The sequence below is a fragment of the Pelomonas dachongensis genome (genome assembly GCF_043555865.1).
GTDB classification, from domain to species: Bacteria; Pseudomonadota; Gammaproteobacteria; order Burkholderiales; family Burkholderiaceae_C; genus Pelomonas; species Pelomonas dachongensis.
In genome coordinates, this window is sequence record NZ_JBIGHY010000001.1 from 999181 (window position 1) to 1013650 (window position 14470).

At 67.7% G+C, this 14470-nt stretch carries 12 protein-coding genes; 7 read left to right on the forward strand and 5 right to left on the reverse strand.

Annotated elements, in window-relative coordinates; all coding sequences use genetic code 11:
- The first annotated feature begins 13 nt into the window (after positions 1-13).
- From ACG02S_RS04620 to ACG02S_RS04650, 7 genes are all read left to right on the forward strand, one after another.
- On the forward strand, positions 14-883 hold the full coding sequence (locus tag ACG02S_RS04620; RefSeq protein WP_394469255.1) for a cytochrome C assembly family protein: 870 nt from the start codon (positions 14-16) through the stop codon (positions 881-883).
- Positions 880-1131 carry a PP0621 family protein gene (locus ACG02S_RS04625; RefSeq protein WP_394469256.1) on the forward strand — a complete coding sequence of 84 codons (252 nt, stop codon included), beginning with the start codon at positions 880-882 and terminating at the stop codon, positions 1129-1131. The genes ACG02S_RS04620 and ACG02S_RS04625 overlap by 4 nt, the downstream gene beginning before the upstream one ends.
- Complete coding sequence (locus tag ACG02S_RS04630) at positions 1128-2828, forward strand: sensor histidine kinase (protein WP_394469257.1); 1701 nt, start codon at positions 1128-1130, stop codon at positions 2826-2828. Before ACG02S_RS04625 ends, ACG02S_RS04630 begins: the two co-directional genes overlap by 4 nt.
- Positions 2829-2839: 11 nt before the next feature.
- Entirely contained in the window at positions 2840-4327 is a 1488-nt protein-coding gene (locus ACG02S_RS04635) for a sigma-54-dependent transcriptional regulator (protein ID WP_394469258.1), read from the forward strand.
- 526 nt (positions 4328-4853) lie between these two features.
- Positions 4854-7760, forward strand: coding sequence for a ribonucleoside-diphosphate reductase subunit alpha (locus tag ACG02S_RS04640; protein ID WP_394469259.1), 2907 nt, complete (start codon positions 4854-4856; stop codon positions 7758-7760).
- 157 nt (positions 7761-7917) lie between these two features.
- Positions 7918-9102, forward strand: a complete 1185-nt coding sequence (locus ACG02S_RS04645; RefSeq protein ID WP_394469260.1) for a ribonucleotide-diphosphate reductase subunit beta — start codon at positions 7918-7920, stop codon at positions 9100-9102.
- A 209-nt stretch (positions 9103-9311) separates the two neighbouring features.
- Positions 9312-9938: a histone gene (locus ACG02S_RS04650; protein WP_394469261.1), complete on the forward strand. Its 627-nt coding sequence runs from the start codon at positions 9312-9314 to the stop codon at positions 9936-9938.
- A gap of 113 nt (positions 9939-10051) precedes the next feature.
- Here the strand turns inward: ACG02S_RS04650 and ACG02S_RS04655 are convergent, their stop codons facing one another.
- The 5 genes from ACG02S_RS04655 to aroQ all read right to left on the reverse strand — a co-directional run bounded on the left by ACG02S_RS04655 (position 10052) and on the right by aroQ (position 14459).
- Complete coding sequence (locus tag ACG02S_RS04655) at positions 10052-11053, reverse strand: zinc-ribbon and DUF3426 domain-containing protein (RefSeq protein ID WP_394469262.1); 1002 nt, start codon at positions 11051-11053, stop codon at positions 10052-10054.
- A 145-nt stretch (positions 11054-11198) separates the two neighbouring features.
- Positions 11199-12095 (reverse strand): 50S ribosomal protein L11 methyltransferase, encoded by an 897-nt coding sequence (gene prmA / locus ACG02S_RS04660; protein WP_394469263.1) that lies wholly within the window; start codon positions 12093-12095, stop codon positions 11199-11201.
- 30 nt (positions 12096-12125) lie between these two features.
- The gene (gene accC / locus ACG02S_RS04665) at positions 12126-13475 is read right to left on the reverse strand and encodes an acetyl-CoA carboxylase biotin carboxylase subunit (RefSeq protein WP_394469264.1); all 1350 of its coding nucleotides are present in this window, start codon (positions 13473-13475) and stop codon (positions 12126-12128) included.
- 13 nt (positions 13476-13488) lie between these two features.
- Positions 13489-13953 carry an acetyl-CoA carboxylase biotin carboxyl carrier protein gene (gene accB, locus ACG02S_RS04670; protein WP_394469265.1) on the reverse strand — a complete coding sequence of 155 codons (465 nt, stop codon included), beginning with the start codon at positions 13951-13953 and terminating at the stop codon, positions 13489-13491.
- A 59-nt stretch (positions 13954-14012) separates the two neighbouring features.
- Entirely contained in the window at positions 14013-14459 is a 447-nt protein-coding gene (aroQ, locus tag ACG02S_RS04675) for a type II 3-dehydroquinate dehydratase (RefSeq protein WP_394469266.1), read from the reverse strand.
- Between the last annotated feature and the right edge of the window lie 11 nt (positions 14460-14470).

Here is a 14470-nt window from a genome sequence, read left to right on the forward strand (position 1 = left end):
TACACTGCGTGCCATGAGTTTATCGCCCGCCCCCCTCGGAGACGCCGTTGCCTTTGCTGGCAGCCCCGGGCCGAGCGTGGCGCTCGCGGTGGCCAGCGGGCTGGCGCTGCTGGGCTATGTGTGGGTGGGCCTGTTGCGCGCCCGCGCGTCCGAGGGCGATGCCATCGTGCGCCGCCCGCTGCGCTCCGTGCCGCCGATGGCGCTGGCCTGGACTGCGCATTTCATCGCGCTGTTCATCGACATCAGTGGCTATGGCCTGGCCACGCCTGGCGCGCGCTTCGGCTTTGCGCCGGCGCTGTCGATGACGGCCTGGCTGGTGCTGACCGTCTATCTGATCGAAAGCCGCTTCCTGCCACTGCACAGCGTGCGCCGCGTGCTGGCCTGGCTGGCGGCGGTGGCCGTGCTGCTGGCCTGGAGTTTTCCCGGCGAGAGCCGGCCACAGGCGGCCTCGCCCTGGGCGCCGCTGCACTGGGTGCTGGGTCTAGCGTCCTACGGCCTGTTCGGCGTGGCCGTGCTGCATGCGGCCCTGATGAACCGTGCCGAGCTGCAGCTGCGCCGCAAGCAGTCCACGCCCGGCGGGTTGCCGCTGCTGCAGCTGGAGCGGCTGACCTTCAATTTCGTCGCGGCCGGCGTGGGCGTGCTGTCGCTTGCCATCGTGCTGGGGTGGTGGTTCACGCCGCACTGGAAGTGGGATCACAAGAACCTGCTGGCGGTGCTGGGCTGGCTGGTGCTGGCCGGGCTGCTGGTGGGCCGGCGCATCTACGGCTGGCGCGGCCGGCGCGCGACACGCTGGCTGTACGCCGGCGCTGCGCTGTTGCTGCTGTCCTATGCCGGGTCGCGCTTCGTGCTGGAAGTAGTGCTGCAGCGGGGAGCTGGCGCATGAAGTACGTGCTGCTGCTGGCGGTGCTCGCAATTCTCTTCTTCGTGCTGGGCGCCAAGCGCGCCAGGGGCGCGAAGGAGCGTGAGCCCGAGGCCCGCAGGCCCGCCGAACCGGCGCGGCCGAAGGCGATGCTTAGCTGTGCCGAATGCGGCATGCACCTGCCGGCCGACGAGACGCTGCCGGGCAAGGGCGGCGTGTTCTGCAGCGCGGCGCACCGGGCCAGCTTCGAGTCCCGCCAGGGGCCTGCTTGAGCCCGGACTCGACGCTGAACTCCCAGCTCGATCCGGCCTCCGGGCGCGACAGCTGGTTCGTCGAGTCGGCGCCGGCGGAGCATGCTGACAGCAGCACGACCTTCGAGCGGCTTTACCGCGCCTTTCTCGCGGCCCGGGCCGCGCTGGGCCTGGCGCTGATCGCGGCCCAGTTGGTGGCCGCTGCGCTGGGCACGCCGCCGGCCTCGTCGACGCTGACGCTGAGCGCGTCGTATGCGTTCGCGGCCGTGGCGTTGTGGTTGTTGCCGCCGCTGCGCCGCGGCGTGACGGCGCGCAGCATGGCGCGTGTCAGCAGCCCGCACTGGTGGGCTGCCATCGGCGTGGACCTGGTGCTGTTCGGCGTGCTGCAGGCGTTGGACCCGAGCGGCGTGAACTACGGCGCGCTGTTCGTCATGCCGGTGCTGATGGCGGCGGTGCTGAGCCCGCGCTTGCTGGCGCTGGCGACGGCGGCGGTGGCGACGCTGGCGCTGTTGGCGGCGTCGAGCTGGTCGCTGCTGCTGCTCGGCGTGGATGTTGGCCTGAAGACGACGCAGGCCGGGCTGGTGGGCGGCGGCCTGTTCGCCGTCAGCCTGCTGGCCGGCGAGCTGAGCGCGCGGCTGGCCCGCGAGGAACGGGCCGCGCGCGGCAGCCTGGCGCTGGCCCGCCAGCAGGAGCAGCTGAACCGCCTGGTCATCGACGAGATGCAGGAAGGCGTGCTGGTGGTAGACCGCCGTGGCCGCGTGCGCGCCAGCAACCCGGCGTCGCGAACCTTGCTGGGCGCGGATGGCGGTGAGTTGAGCTGGCAACTGCGTGGCCGGCCCGACTGGCAGCCGCTGGCGCTGGCGCTGGAGGAGGCCTACGCCGGCGGCCGCGGTGCCGAGCTGGACGTGGCGCTGCCGCTGCCTGGCGGCATCAGCCGAAGCCTGCGCCTGCGGCTGCGCTTCACCCGCCAGCGTGAGGGCAGCGAGGAGCTATGCGTGATGTTCGTGGAGGACAACCGCGAGCTGCTGGCTCGCACGCGCCAGGAGAAGCTGGCCGCGATGGGCCGCGTGTCGGCCGGCATCGCGCACGAGATCCGCAACCCGCTGGCGGCGATTGCCCAGGCCAATGCGCTGATCGCCGAGGACGTGGCGGGCATGCGCGCCGAGGAGCTGACGCGGATGGTGGCGTCCAACGTGCAGCGGCTCAAGCGCCTTGTGGACGACGTGACCGAGGTGGCGCCCGGCGTGCAGCCCGACACGCTGGCGCTGGACGCCAGCGCGCTGGTGCACGAAACCTGCGTGGACTGGGCGCTGGTCAACGGCATCGAGGCCGGTCCGCAGAGCCGCTTCAGGCTGCAGGTGGCCGCGCCCGATTTGGTCGCGCTGTTCGACGCCGAGCACCTGCGCCGCATCCTGGTCAACCTGCTGGACAACGCGCTGCGGCACGCGCAGGACGGGCCCGACACGGTTGGCGTGCGGCTGGCGCGCCAGGGCGATGCGCTGGAGCTGACGGTGCGCAGCGCCGGCCTGCCGGTGGCGCCCGAGGTCGAGCGCCACCTGTTCGAGCCGTTCTTCTCGACGCGCAGCCGTGGCACGGGGCTGGGCCTCTATATTTGCCGTGAGCTGTGCGAGCGCCACGGCGCGCGCATCGATTTCCGCCGCGCCAGCGATGCGGCGGCCAACGAGTTCTGCGTGCGTCTGCGCATGCCCGGCATCTGACCCCGCCCGAGATGAGCAAATCCCCCACCGAGCGCCTGCTGGTCATCGACGACGAGCCGGACCTGCGCACGCTCTACGAGCTGACCCTGATGCGCGAGGGCTACGAGATCGACAGTGCCGGCTCCGTGGCCGAGGCGCTGGAGCATCTGCAGGGGCGCAGTTATGGCGCCGTCATCACCGACATGAAGCTGCCCGACGGGTCGGGTCTCGCGGTGCTGCGCTGGCTGGAGCAGGCGGCGCGACCGGAGCGGGCGATCGTCATCACGGCCTTTGGTTCCGCCGAGAACGCGGTGGAGGCTTTGAAGGCCGGCGCGTTTGATTACCTGACCAAGCCGGTCGACCTGCGCCAGTTCCGCCAGGTGGTCGGTTCCGCGCTGGGCCGCCAGCCAGCGAGCAGGGCGCCCGAGCCGCAGGCGCGTGCGGCGGCCAGCGTCGTGGCGGCGGTGGCCGCGACAGCGTTGCGCCTGGTGGGTGAGTCGCCCGCCATCCGCGCGGTGCGCGCGCTGATCGACAAGGTCGCGCGCAGCATGGCGCCGGTGCTGGTGCACGGCGAGTCGGGCACCGGCAAGGAGTTGGTGGCGCGCGCCATCCACGACCACGGCACGCGCGCCAGCCAGCGTTTCGTCGCCGTGAACTGCGGCGCCATTCCCGAGAACCTGTTGGAGGCCGAGTTCTTTGGCTACCGCAAGGGCGCGTTCACCGGCGCGAACGAAGACCGGGAGGGATTCTTCCAGGCGGCCGACGGCGGCACGCTGTTCCTCGACGAGATCGGCGACCTGCCGCTGGCGATGCAGAGCAAGCTGCTGCGCGTGATCCAGGAGCGCTCGGTGCGCCCGGTCGGCGCGACGGCCGAGACGCCGATCAACGTGCGCATCCTCAGCGCCACGCACAAGGATTTGAGCGCGGAGGTCGCGGCGGGGCGCTTCCGGCAGGATTTGTTCTACCGGCTCAATGTCATCCAGATCCGCGTGCCGCCGCTGCGCGAGCGGCTGGAGGATCTGGGTCTGATCAGCGACCGCGTGCTCGCCCGCATCGCGCAAGACGCCGGCGTGTCGCCCACGCCGCGACTGACGCCCGGCGCGCTGCAGACGCTGTCGCGCTATGCCTTCCCCGGCAATGTGCGTGAGCTGGAGAACCTGCTGCACCGCGCGCTGGCGCTGGCCGGCGGTGAATGGATAGGCGCCGAGGACCTGGGGCTGCCCGACACGCTGCTGGACGATGGCGGCAGCGTGTCGCAGTTCGGCACGCTGGAAACGGCGGACGAGGCGCCAGGTCCGGGGGCGTCGGTCGTCGAAGGGCTGTCGTTGCCCGAGCAGCTACCTGACGACCTGGCGCTCTATCTCGACGAGGTCGAGCGCGCCATCCTGTTGCGGGCGCTGGAGCAGCACCGCTTCAACCGCACGGCGGCGGCGGCGAGCCTGGGGCTGTCGCTGCGGCAGATCCGCTACCGCATGGCACGGCTGGCGATTGCAGACCCGGCGCCCGGCGCGCCACGCTGAGGCTCGGCCTCGGGATTTGCCCTGCTTGAATCCCGCGCGCAGCGCGCTGCGGTCACCGACGCCGCCGCGCAAACCCAGCAACGGTGCGGGCTGGCGCGGCCTTCCGGCGCGCTGCCCAATGCTCATGCGGGTTGCGGTGCGCGTGACCCGTGTTGATCGGGCTCGGCGCCGGAATGGCCGTTTTCTAGGGGGTGCGAGTCACGGGTTTTCACACTATCTGTAGTGCTTGAGGGGGCGGGGTGCCACATATATAGTGTTCTCTCGTGTTATTCTGCCGACCCAGTCGATACCCCATGAACCCCTCCCTGGAAGCGCTGTTTGACGTGGCTTGCTGCCAGTTGCGTCACCCCCAGCGACACCCCAGCGAGCCGCGCCGCGAAGCCGGCCTCGTCATGGTGAGACCGGGACGCGATTCCGCTTTGGAAACCGCGTGGTCCCCGTTTGAAACCCCTCACGATGCGCTGACCCTCCGCCGCCAGGTCGGAGTCGCGCATCGCATTGCAGTCTCTCGATAAAGGATTCCGTCATGCAACAAACCGTCTCCGGCCAGGCACCCGCCACCGCCGCACCGGTCGCGTTTGAATCCGGCGCGCCCACCACCAAGGTTGCCCAGCCGTCGCCGTCGACCTACCAGGCTTACCAGATCCTGCGCCGCAACGGCGCCGTGGTCTCGTTCGAGCCGAGCAAGATCGCCGTGGCGTTGATGAAGGCGTTCCTGGCGGTGCACGGCACGAGCGGTGCGGCTTCGGCCAGCGTGCGCGAGACGGTCGAGCAGCTGACGCAGAACGTCGTGCGTGCGCTGCTGCGCTCGCGCCCGAGCGGCGGCACCTTCCACATCGAGGATGTGCAGGACCAGGTCGAGCTGGGCCTGATGCGCAGCGGTCAGCATGACGTGGCCCGCGCCTACGTGCTGTACCGCGAGCGCCGTGCGCAGGAACGCGCGTCGCAGGGGGAAGCCGCGCGTGTGGCCGAGCCGTCGCTGATGGTCATCGACGGTGGCGAGCGCCGCCCGCTGGACCTGGGCCAGCTGAAGTCGCTGATCGCCTCGGCCTGCGAGAACCTCGGCGCCGACGTGAAGCCGGATCCCGTGCTGGCCGAGACCCAGCGCAACCTGTACGACGGCGTGCCCATCGACGAGGTCTACAAGGCTGCCATCCTGGCCGCGCGCACGCTGATCGAGAAGGACCCCGGCTACAGCCGCGCCACGGCCCGGCTGCTGCTGCACACCATCCGCCGCGAGATCATCGGTGGCGAGGTCATGCAGTCTGAAATGCAGACGCGCTACGCCGAGTACTTCCCCGGCTACATCAAGAAGGGCATCGCGGCCGAGCTGCTGGACGAGAAGCTGGGCCAGTTCGACCTGGTCCGCCTCGGCGCCGCGCTGAAGGCCGAACGCGACCTGCAGTTCGACTACCTCGGCCTGCAGACGCTGTATGACCGCTACTTCCTGCACATCGAAGACACCCGCATCGAGATGCCGCAGGCGTTCTTCATGCGAGTGGCCATGGGCCTGGCGCTGGGCGAGATCGACCGCGAGGCGCGCGCCATCGAGTTCTACGAAGTGCTGTCCAGCTTCGACTTCATGTCCAGCACGCCGACGCTGTTCAACGCCGGCACGCGCCGCTCGCAGCTGTCCAGCTGCTACCTGACGACGGTCAGCGACGACCTGGACGGCATCTACGAGGCGCTGAAGGAAAACGCGCTGCTGAGCAAGTTCGCCGGCGGCCTGGGCAACGATTGGACGCCGGTGCGTGCGCTGGGCTCACACATCAAGGGCACCAACGGCAAGAGCCAAGGCGTCGTGCCCTTCCTGAAGGTCGTCAACGACACGGCCGTGGCCGTGAACCAGGGTGGCAAGCGCAAGGGCGCCGTCTGCGCCTACCTGGAAACCTGGCACCTGGACATCGAAGAGTTCTTGGACCTGCGCAAGAACACCGGCGACGACCGCCGCCGCACGCACGACATGAACACCGCGAACTGGATTCCCGACCTGTTCATGCGCCGTGTGCTGGAAGGCGGCGACTGGACGCTGTTCAGCCCGTCCACCTGCCCGGACCTGCACGACAAGTTCGGCAAGGCTTTCGAGGAAGCCTATGTGGGTTATGAGCGCAAGGCGGATCGCGGCGAGCTGAAGCTATTCAAGCGCATGCCCGCCAAGGACCTGTGGCGCAAGATGCTGTCGATGCTGTTCGAGACGGGCCACCCCTGGATCACGTTCAAGGACGCCTGCAACGTGCGCAGTCCGCAGCAGCACGTCGGCGTGGTGCACTCGTCCAACCTGTGCACCGAGATCACGCTGAACACCAACGACAGCGAGATCGCCGTCTGCAATCTGGGCTCGGTCAACCTGGCTCAGCACATCAAGGATGGCGAGATCGACCAGGTCAAGCTGAAGAGGACCACGCGCACCGCGATGCGGATGCTCGACAACGTCATCGACATCAACTACTACGCCGTCAAGAAGGCGCGTGACTCCAACCTGCGCCACCGCCCGGTGGGCCTGGGCATCATGGGCTTCCAGGACGCGCTGTACCAGCTGCGCACGCCGTATGCGTCGCAGGCTGCTGTCGAGTTCGCCGACCGCTCGATGGAGGCCGTCTGCTACCACGCCTACTGGGCCTCGACCGAACTGGCCGAAGAGCGTGGCCGCTATTCCTCGTACAAGGGCTCGCTGTGGGATCGCGGCATCCTGCCGATCGATTCGCTGGATCTGCTTGCCGAAGCCCGCGGTGGCTATGTCGACGTGGACCGCTCGACGACGCTGGACTGGGACGCGCTGCGCGGGCGCATCGCCGCGCACGGCATGCGCAACAGCAACTGCGTCGCCATCGCCCCGACCGCGACCATCTCCAACATCATCGGCGTGGACGCGTCCATCGAGCCCTGCTTCGGCAACCTGTCGGTCAAGTCCAACCTGTCCGGCGAGTTCACCGTCATCAACGAATCCCTGGTGCGTGACCTGAAGGCGCTGGGCCTGTGGGACGACGTGATGGTCATGGACCTCAAGCACTTCGACGGTTCGCTGCGCCGCATCGACCGCGTGCCCGAGGACATCAAGGCGCTGTATGCGACCGCCTTCGAGGTGGATACGTCGTGGCTGATCGAAGCCGGCGCGCGCCGCCAGAAGTGGATCGACCAGGCGCAGAGCCTGAACATCTACATGGCCGGTGCGTCGGGCAAGAAGCTGGACGAGACCTACAAGCTCGCATGGCAGCGCGGCCTGAAGACGACCTACTACCTGCGCACCATCAGCGCGACGCAGGCGGAGAAGAGCACGGTCACGCGCTCTGGCCAGCTGAACGCGGTGTCGTCCGGCGTTGCGCCGGTGATGGCTGCACCGGCTGCGCCTGTCGCTGCCGTGGAGCCCGAACTTCCGGCCACCGACATGAAGTTCTGCGCCATCGACGACCCCGGTTGCGAGGCCTGCCAGTAAATGAAGCAGCAGCGCGCACTTGTATAGACAAGTGCGCGCTGCTTGTTTTCGATGCCCTCGCGCAACAAAGTTCGCGCGATTGATGCAAATAGCAGTGGCGGGTTCTTGTTGAACCCCGCAAGCACTGCCGATAATTCGAAGCGATAGGAAGCACACCATGCTGGATTGGGACGAAGACCTGAAGTCCACTGATACCCAAGCCGCGAACACTCTCGCGGCCCTGCCATCGACATCACTTTCGGCGACGTCTGCTTCGGTGTCTGTGCGCGAAGCTGCCAGCGTCTCCATTCCTGCGCCCCAGTTGTCTGGCGAAGCCACCACGGCACGTCGCGTGAAGGCGGCCGACAAGCGCATCATCAACGGCCAGACCGACGTCAATCAGCTGGTGCCGTTCAAGTACAAGTGGGCGTGGGAGAAGTACCTCGCCACCTGCGCCAACCACTGGATGCCGCAGGAAGTGAACATGAGCCGCGACATCGCGCTCTGGAAAGATCCCAACGGCCTGACCGACGACGAGCGCCGCATCATCAAGCGCAACCTCGGCTTCTTCGTCACTGCCGACTCGCTGGCCGCCAACAACATCGTGCTGGGCACCTACCGCCACATCACGGCGCCCGAGGCCCGCCAGTTCCTGCTGCGCCAGGCCTTCGAGGAGGCGATCCACACGCACGCCTACCAGTACATCGTGGAGTCGCTGGGTCTCGACGAGAGCGAGATCTTCAACGCCTACAACGAGGTGCAGTCGATCCGCGACAAGGACGAGTTCCTGATCCCCTTCATCGAGGCGATCATGAAGCCGGACTTCGTCACCGGCACACCCGCGGCCGACCAGACGCTGCTGAAGTCGCTGATCGTGTTCGCGTGCCTGATGGAAGGCCTGTTCTTCTACGTCGGCTTCACGCAGATCCTGGCGATGGGCCGCCAGAACAAGATGACCGGTGCGGCCGAGCAGTACCAGTACATCCTGCGCGACGAGTCCATGCACTGCAACTTCGGCATCGACCTGATCAACCAGATCAAGCTCGAGAACCCGCACCTGTGGACTGCCGAGTTCAAGGCCGAGATCAAGGCGCTGTTCCTGAAGGCCGTCGAGCTCGAGTACCGCTACGCCGAGGACACCATGCCGCGTGGCGTGCTGGGCCTTAACGCGTCGATGTTCAAGGGCTACCTGCGCTTCATCGCAAACCGCCGTGCGGTGCAGATCGGCCTTGAAGCGCTGTTCCCGAACGAAGAAAACCCCTTCCCGTGGATGAGCGAGATGATCGACTTGAAGAAGGAACGCAACTTCTTCGAGACTCGCGTCATCGAGTACCAGTCGGGCGGGGCACTGAGCTGGGACTGAAGTCCCAGCCACCACCCGATCAAGACCTGGCCAATGCAGTCACCGAGCGAAACCCGCATCAACACGCAAGACGTGGCGGGACTGCATGGCGATCCCATTCACCGTACCGAGGCGTTCCTCCTGAGCGACTCTCGGACGGTGAATAGCCGTATCTGCACGGACCGGTCCGTGCAGGGCGGCGTTTCTGTCCCTTGATCAAGGAGAAAACCATGGCAACTGCGAAGAAAGCTCCGGCCAAGAAGGCCGCTGCAACCCCGGTGAAGAAGGCTGCCGCCAAGAAGGCTGCTGCTCCGGCGAAGAAGGCCGCTCCGGCCAAGAAGGCCGCTGCTCCGGCGAAGAAGGCCGCTCCGGCCAAGAAGGCCGCTGCTCCGGCGAAGAAGGCCGCTCCGGCCAAGAAGGCTGCTGCTCCGGCGAAGAAGGCCGCTCCGGCCAAAAAGGCCGCTGCTCCGGCGAAGAAGGCCGCTCCGGCCAAGAAGGCTGCTGCTCCGGCGAAGAAGGCCGCTCCGGCCAAGAAGGCTGCTGCTCCTAAGAAGGCTGCCGCTCCGGCCAAGAAGGCTGCTGCTCCTAAGAAGGCTGCCGCTCCTGCCAAGAAGGCTGCTGCGCCCAAGAAGGCCGCTGCTCCGGCAAAGAAGGCTGCTGCCCCCAAGAAGGCCGCTGCCAAGCCCGCGGCGAAGCCTGCTGCCAAGCCGGCCGCGAAGAAGGCTGCAGCGCCGAAGAAGGCGGCTGCCAAGCCTGCCCCTGCGGCCAAGCCTGCTGCTGCTGCACCCGCCCCCGCGGCCAAGACCGCGCTGAGCCCGCAAGCCGCCTGGCCCTTCCCCACCGGCAACAAGCCCTAAGCGCTTGTCTGAGCGGGCGGTACGCCGCCCGTTTCGAGCAAACGCAAAACCCGGCCCGCTCACGCGGTGCCGGGTTTTTTCTTGTCAGGCGCGCATTCGCCCTGCGGGCCGGATCAGGGGTAGAAGACGTTGACGCTGTAGCCGCTGACCCGCTTGCCGCCGGTGCTGAAGCTGAATGACAGCGCATGCTCCGACTCCGCGCCGACCTGCTTCAACTGCGGCTGCAGCGCCTCGGGCGCGACGACACGGCGCGCGAATGGCGCGCCGTTGGCGTCGGTCAGGCTGAGTTCTATCCACGGGGCCGCCACACTCACGCCGGTTTTGTTGCGCAGGGACAGGTTGAGCTTGTAGCCGCTGCCGCCGCCCATCAGACTCAGCGATGTGGCTTCGATGCTGATGGCTTCGATGCGCCGCCAGGGCTGCACCTCGCAGCCCAGCGCGCTGCACAAACCTTGCAGCGCGCCGCGCAACGGCGGATGCAGTGCGGCCAGCGCATCGCGGAAGTGCAGCGTGACCTGCAGCAGCAACAGTAGCGCGAGAAGCAGCGACGATGCACTGAGCATCACCCGCATGCCCGGGCGATTCCAACGGGCGCTGTTCTGCGCCATGCGCATGAACTCGGGCACGACGGGAGTCGAGGGCGAAGTCGGCTCGGCGACCAACGTTGGTGCCGGTTCGATGACGGGCTGGGGTACGGGTGCGGGGGGCAGGTGGGCCAGGGGCTCGTCCTCCACCCAGCGCGGTTCCTGCCGCGCGGGAGCGGCCGTGGCGGTGAAGCGCGGCGGCGTTTCCAGCTGCGGTTCGGGATCGGCGACCGGCTGCGGAATCCAGGCCGGCTCGGGTTCCGGCTCGGGTTCCGGCTCGGGCGCCGGCGCCGGGGGCGGCAGCGGGTGCGGTGTGGGGGGCGATGGCGGTTCATCCGCGAACCCCGGTGCCGGCGTGAACGCTGCTGGCCACGGTGGCGGTGCCTCACGCTCAATGTCGAACAGCAGCTCGCGCGCGTCAAAAATCTCGGAACACCGGCCGCAGCGCACCCAACCGTCGGACACGCGCAACTGGTCTTCCACGATTCTGAAGACCGTGCCGCAGGCGGTGCAGCGCGTCGCGAGGCTCATGGGTGCACCCTTCGGCCTTCAGCCTTGCCTGTCCGACGGATCGGCCAGGCGCTCACCAGTCTTGAGATGCCCTCATCGCCTCTCAAGTCCGGACTCACTCCCGCCAGGCGGGAGCGAGCTTGTTGGGGGCGGCCCGACACTGCGCTCATGCGGGCCGCTGCGCCGTCATGAGGATCCAGCCGTCTTCTTCATCGCCGACCGACAGCGACAGCCACGGCTCATAGGCCGCTTTCAGCTCGTCGGCCTGGCGCGACAGGATGCCCGCCAGGATCAGATGGCCGCCGGCCGCGACGTGCGCGCACAGCAGCGGCGCCAGCAGCTTCAGCGGCGTTGCCAGGATGTTAGCGATGACCAGTGGGTACTGGCCCTGGGCCAGCTCGGGCATGCCGGTGTTCAGCGTCACGCCGTTGGCGGCCGCATTGTCCCGTGACGAGGTGATCGCGGCCGGGTCGATGTCCACCGCGTCGATGCTGCGGGCGCCGTGCAGTGCCGCACCGATGGCCAGGATGCCGGAGCCGCAGCCGTAGTCCAGCACGCGATCCCACGACTGGTTGCGGGTCGCGATCCAGCGCAGGCACATGCGTGTGGTCGGGTGGGTGCCGGTGCCGAACGCCAGTCCGGGGTCCAGCCGCATGACGCGCTGGGCCTGCGGCGGCGCCTCGTGCCAGCTCGGCACGATCCAGAACTCGGGCGTGATCTCGACCGGCGCGAACTGGCTTTGCGTGAGGCGCACCCAGTCCTGCTCGGGCACCGCCTGGATGGCCTGCACGTGCACGTCCGCAGCCCACTGCTGGGCCAGGATCAGCGTCGCGGCTTCGGTGGCTTCAGGCTCGGAAGGGAAGAGCGCCTTCACCACCGAGCGCTCCCAGCCCGCGGCCGGGGCGGGCATGCCGGGCTCGCCGAACAGCGCGTGTTCGGCCTCGGTGTCGGCATCGGCGTCTTCGACGGACACCGCGAGGGCGTCGATCTCCATCAGCGCATCGCTGACGGTCTCGACGTCGGCCTCGCGGCAGACCAGGGCCAGTTCAAAAAGATGACTCATGCCCGCATTGTCCTGCGTCATGAGGCGCCTTCAGCGCTTGTGCGCCGCCATCCAGCCTTCCAGGTAATGAATGCTGGTGCCGCCCTCGATGAACTTGGCATCCGCCATCAGCTCGCGATGCAGCGGGATGTTGGTCTGGATGCCTTCGACCACCGTCTCGCTTAGCGCGATGCGCATGCGCGCTAGCGCCTGCTCGCGCGTGTCGCCATGGACGATGATCTTGCCGATCATGGAGTCGTAATTGGGCGGCACGAAGTAGTTCGTGTACGCATGCGAGTCCACACGCACGCCGGGGCCGCCGGGTGCGTGCCACATCGTGATGCGGCCGGGCGACGGGATGAACTTGACCGGGTCTTCCGCGTTGATGCGGCACTCGATCGCGTGGCCGCGCATCTCGATCTGGCGCTGCGTGAACGGCAGCTTCTCGCCAGCCGCAATCTTGATCTGCTGCTGCACGATGTCGATGCCCGTCACCATCTCCGTGACCGGGTGCTCCACCTGCACGCGCGTGTTCATCTCGATGAAGTAGAACTCGCCGTTCTCGTACAGGAACTCGAACGTGCCGGCGCCGCGGTAGCCCATCTTCTTGCAGGCGGCGGCGCAGCGGTCGCCCACCTTTTCAATGGCGCGACGCGGAATGCCGGGGGCCGGAGCTTCCTCGATGATCTTCTGATGGCGGCGCTGCATGGAGCAATCGCGCTCGCCCAGCCACACGGCATTCTTGTGCGTGTCAGCCAGGATCTGGATCTCCACATGGCGCGGGTTCTCGAGGAACTTCTCCATGTAGACCTCGGGGTTGCCGAAGGCTGCACCGGCTTCGGCGCGCGTGGTCTGCACCGCGTGCACCAGGGCCGCCTCCGTGTGCACGACGCGCATGCCGCGCCCGCCGCCGCCGCCTGCCGCCTTGATGATGACCGGGTAGCCGACCGAGCGGGCGATCTTGATGATCTCCTTCGGGTCTTCGGGCAGCGCGCCCTCGGAGCCGGGCACGCAGGGCACGCCGGCACGGATCATGGCCTGCTTGGCCGAGACCTTGTCGCCCATCAGGCGAATCGATTCGGGCGTCGGGCCGATGAAGGTGAAGCCGCTGCGCTCCACGCGTTCGGCGAAGTCGGCGTTCTCGCTGAGGAAGCCGTAGCCCGGGTGAATGGCCTCGGCGTCAGTCACCTCGGCCGTCGCGATGATGGCCGGCATGCTGAGATAGCTCTGCGCGGAAGGCGCCGGCCCGATGCAGACGGCCTCGTCGGCCAGGCGCACGTACTTAGCGTCGCGGTCGGCCTCGGAATAAACGACGACGGACTTGATGCCGAGCTCTCGGCATGCCCTTTGAATCCGGAGCGCGATCTCGCCCCGGTTGGCGATGAGGACCTTCTTGAACATCAGAAGTCCTTGTTTACTCGATGACGAAAAGCGGCTGTCCGAACTCGACGGCCTGGCCGTTCTCGCACAGGATCTTCGTGATCGTGCCGGACTTGTCGGCCTCGATCTCGTTCATGATCTTCATGGCCTCGATGATGCAGATGGCCTCGCCCTCCTTGATTGGCTGGCCCACCTCGGCAAAAGCCTTGGCGTTGGGGCTGGAGGCGCGGTAGAACGTGCCCACCATGGGCGACTTCACGACGTGGCCGGTCTCGACCGCGGGGGCTGGCGCCGCTACAGGCCCCGCTGCGGCGGCCACCGGCGCGGCGGCGGCCGTCACCGGCGCTGCCGGGGCGGCGTAGACCGGCTGGGCGGCCAGCGCCGCCGCAGGGTCGGCCTTGACGATGCGGACCTTGCCGTCCGCCTCGGTGATTTCCAGTTCGGAGATATTGGATTCCGAGACCAGGTCGATCAGGGTTTTGAGCTTGCGCAGGTCCATGATGGGTGGCTCCAGGCGATGTAGTTGTTGTGAGTGAGGACGGGCAAGACCGGTGCCTGTCAGGCGCCGGTCCCCAACGATTCGAGGGCGTGACGCAGCGCCAGCCGGTAGCCGTTGGCGCCGAGCCCGCAGATGACACCCACCGCCAGATCGCTCAGGTAGCTGTGGTGGCGGAAGGCCTCGCGGCGGTGGATGTTGGATAGGTGGACTTCGATGAAGGGCAGGGCGACGCCGGCCAGGGCGTCGCGGATAGCGACGCTGGTGTGGGTGTAGGCCGCCGGATTGATGATGATGACGCGCGTGCCGTCGCTGCGCGCGGCCTGGATGCGGTCGACCAGCGCACCTTCGTGATTGCTTTGGAAGGTGATCAGAGTCGCGCCGGCTTCAGTCGCGATCGTGCTCAGTTCGGCATCGATCTGAGCCAGGGTCTGCGTGCCATAGACCTCGGGCTCGCGGGTGCCGAGCAGATTGAGGTTGGGGCCATGCAGGACGAGAACTTGCATCAAACGCGCGACGG

Bases quoted from the DNA above. Each gene is read 5' to 3' on its own strand.
- ACG02S_RS04635 (WP_394469258.1), top strand. From the start codon at position 2,840: ATGAGCAAATCCCCCACCGAGCGCCTGCTGGTCATCGACGACGAGCCG.
- ACG02S_RS04650 (WP_394469261.1), top strand. From the start codon at position 9,312: ATGGCAACTGCGAAGAAAGCTCCGGCCAAGAAGGCCGCTGCAACCCCG.
- accB (WP_394469265.1), bottom strand. From the start codon at position 13,953: ATGGACCTGCGCAAGCTCAAAACCCTGATCGACCTGGTCTCGGAATCC.
- ACG02S_RS04655 (WP_394469262.1), bottom strand. From the start codon at position 11,053: ATGAGCCTCGCGACGCGCTGCACCGCCTGCGGCACGGTCTTCAGAATC.
- prmA (WP_394469263.1), bottom strand. From the start codon at position 12,095: ATGAGTCATCTTTTTGAACTGGCCCTGGTCTGCCGCGAGGCCGACGTC.
- ACG02S_RS04645 (WP_394469260.1), top strand. From the start codon at position 7,918: ATGCTGGATTGGGACGAAGACCTGAAGTCCACTGATACCCAAGCCGCG.
- ACG02S_RS04625 (WP_394469256.1), top strand. From the start codon at position 880: ATGAAGTACGTGCTGCTGCTGGCGGTGCTCGCAATTCTCTTCTTCGTG.
- ACG02S_RS04620 (WP_394469255.1), top strand. From the start codon at position 14: ATGAGTTTATCGCCCGCCCCCCTCGGAGACGCCGTTGCCTTTGCTGGC.
- accC (WP_394469264.1), bottom strand. From the start codon at position 13,475: ATGTTCAAGAAGGTCCTCATCGCCAACCGGGGCGAGATCGCGCTCCGG.
- ACG02S_RS04640 (WP_394469259.1), top strand. From the start codon at position 4,854: ATGCAACAAACCGTCTCCGGCCAGGCACCCGCCACCGCCGCACCGGTC.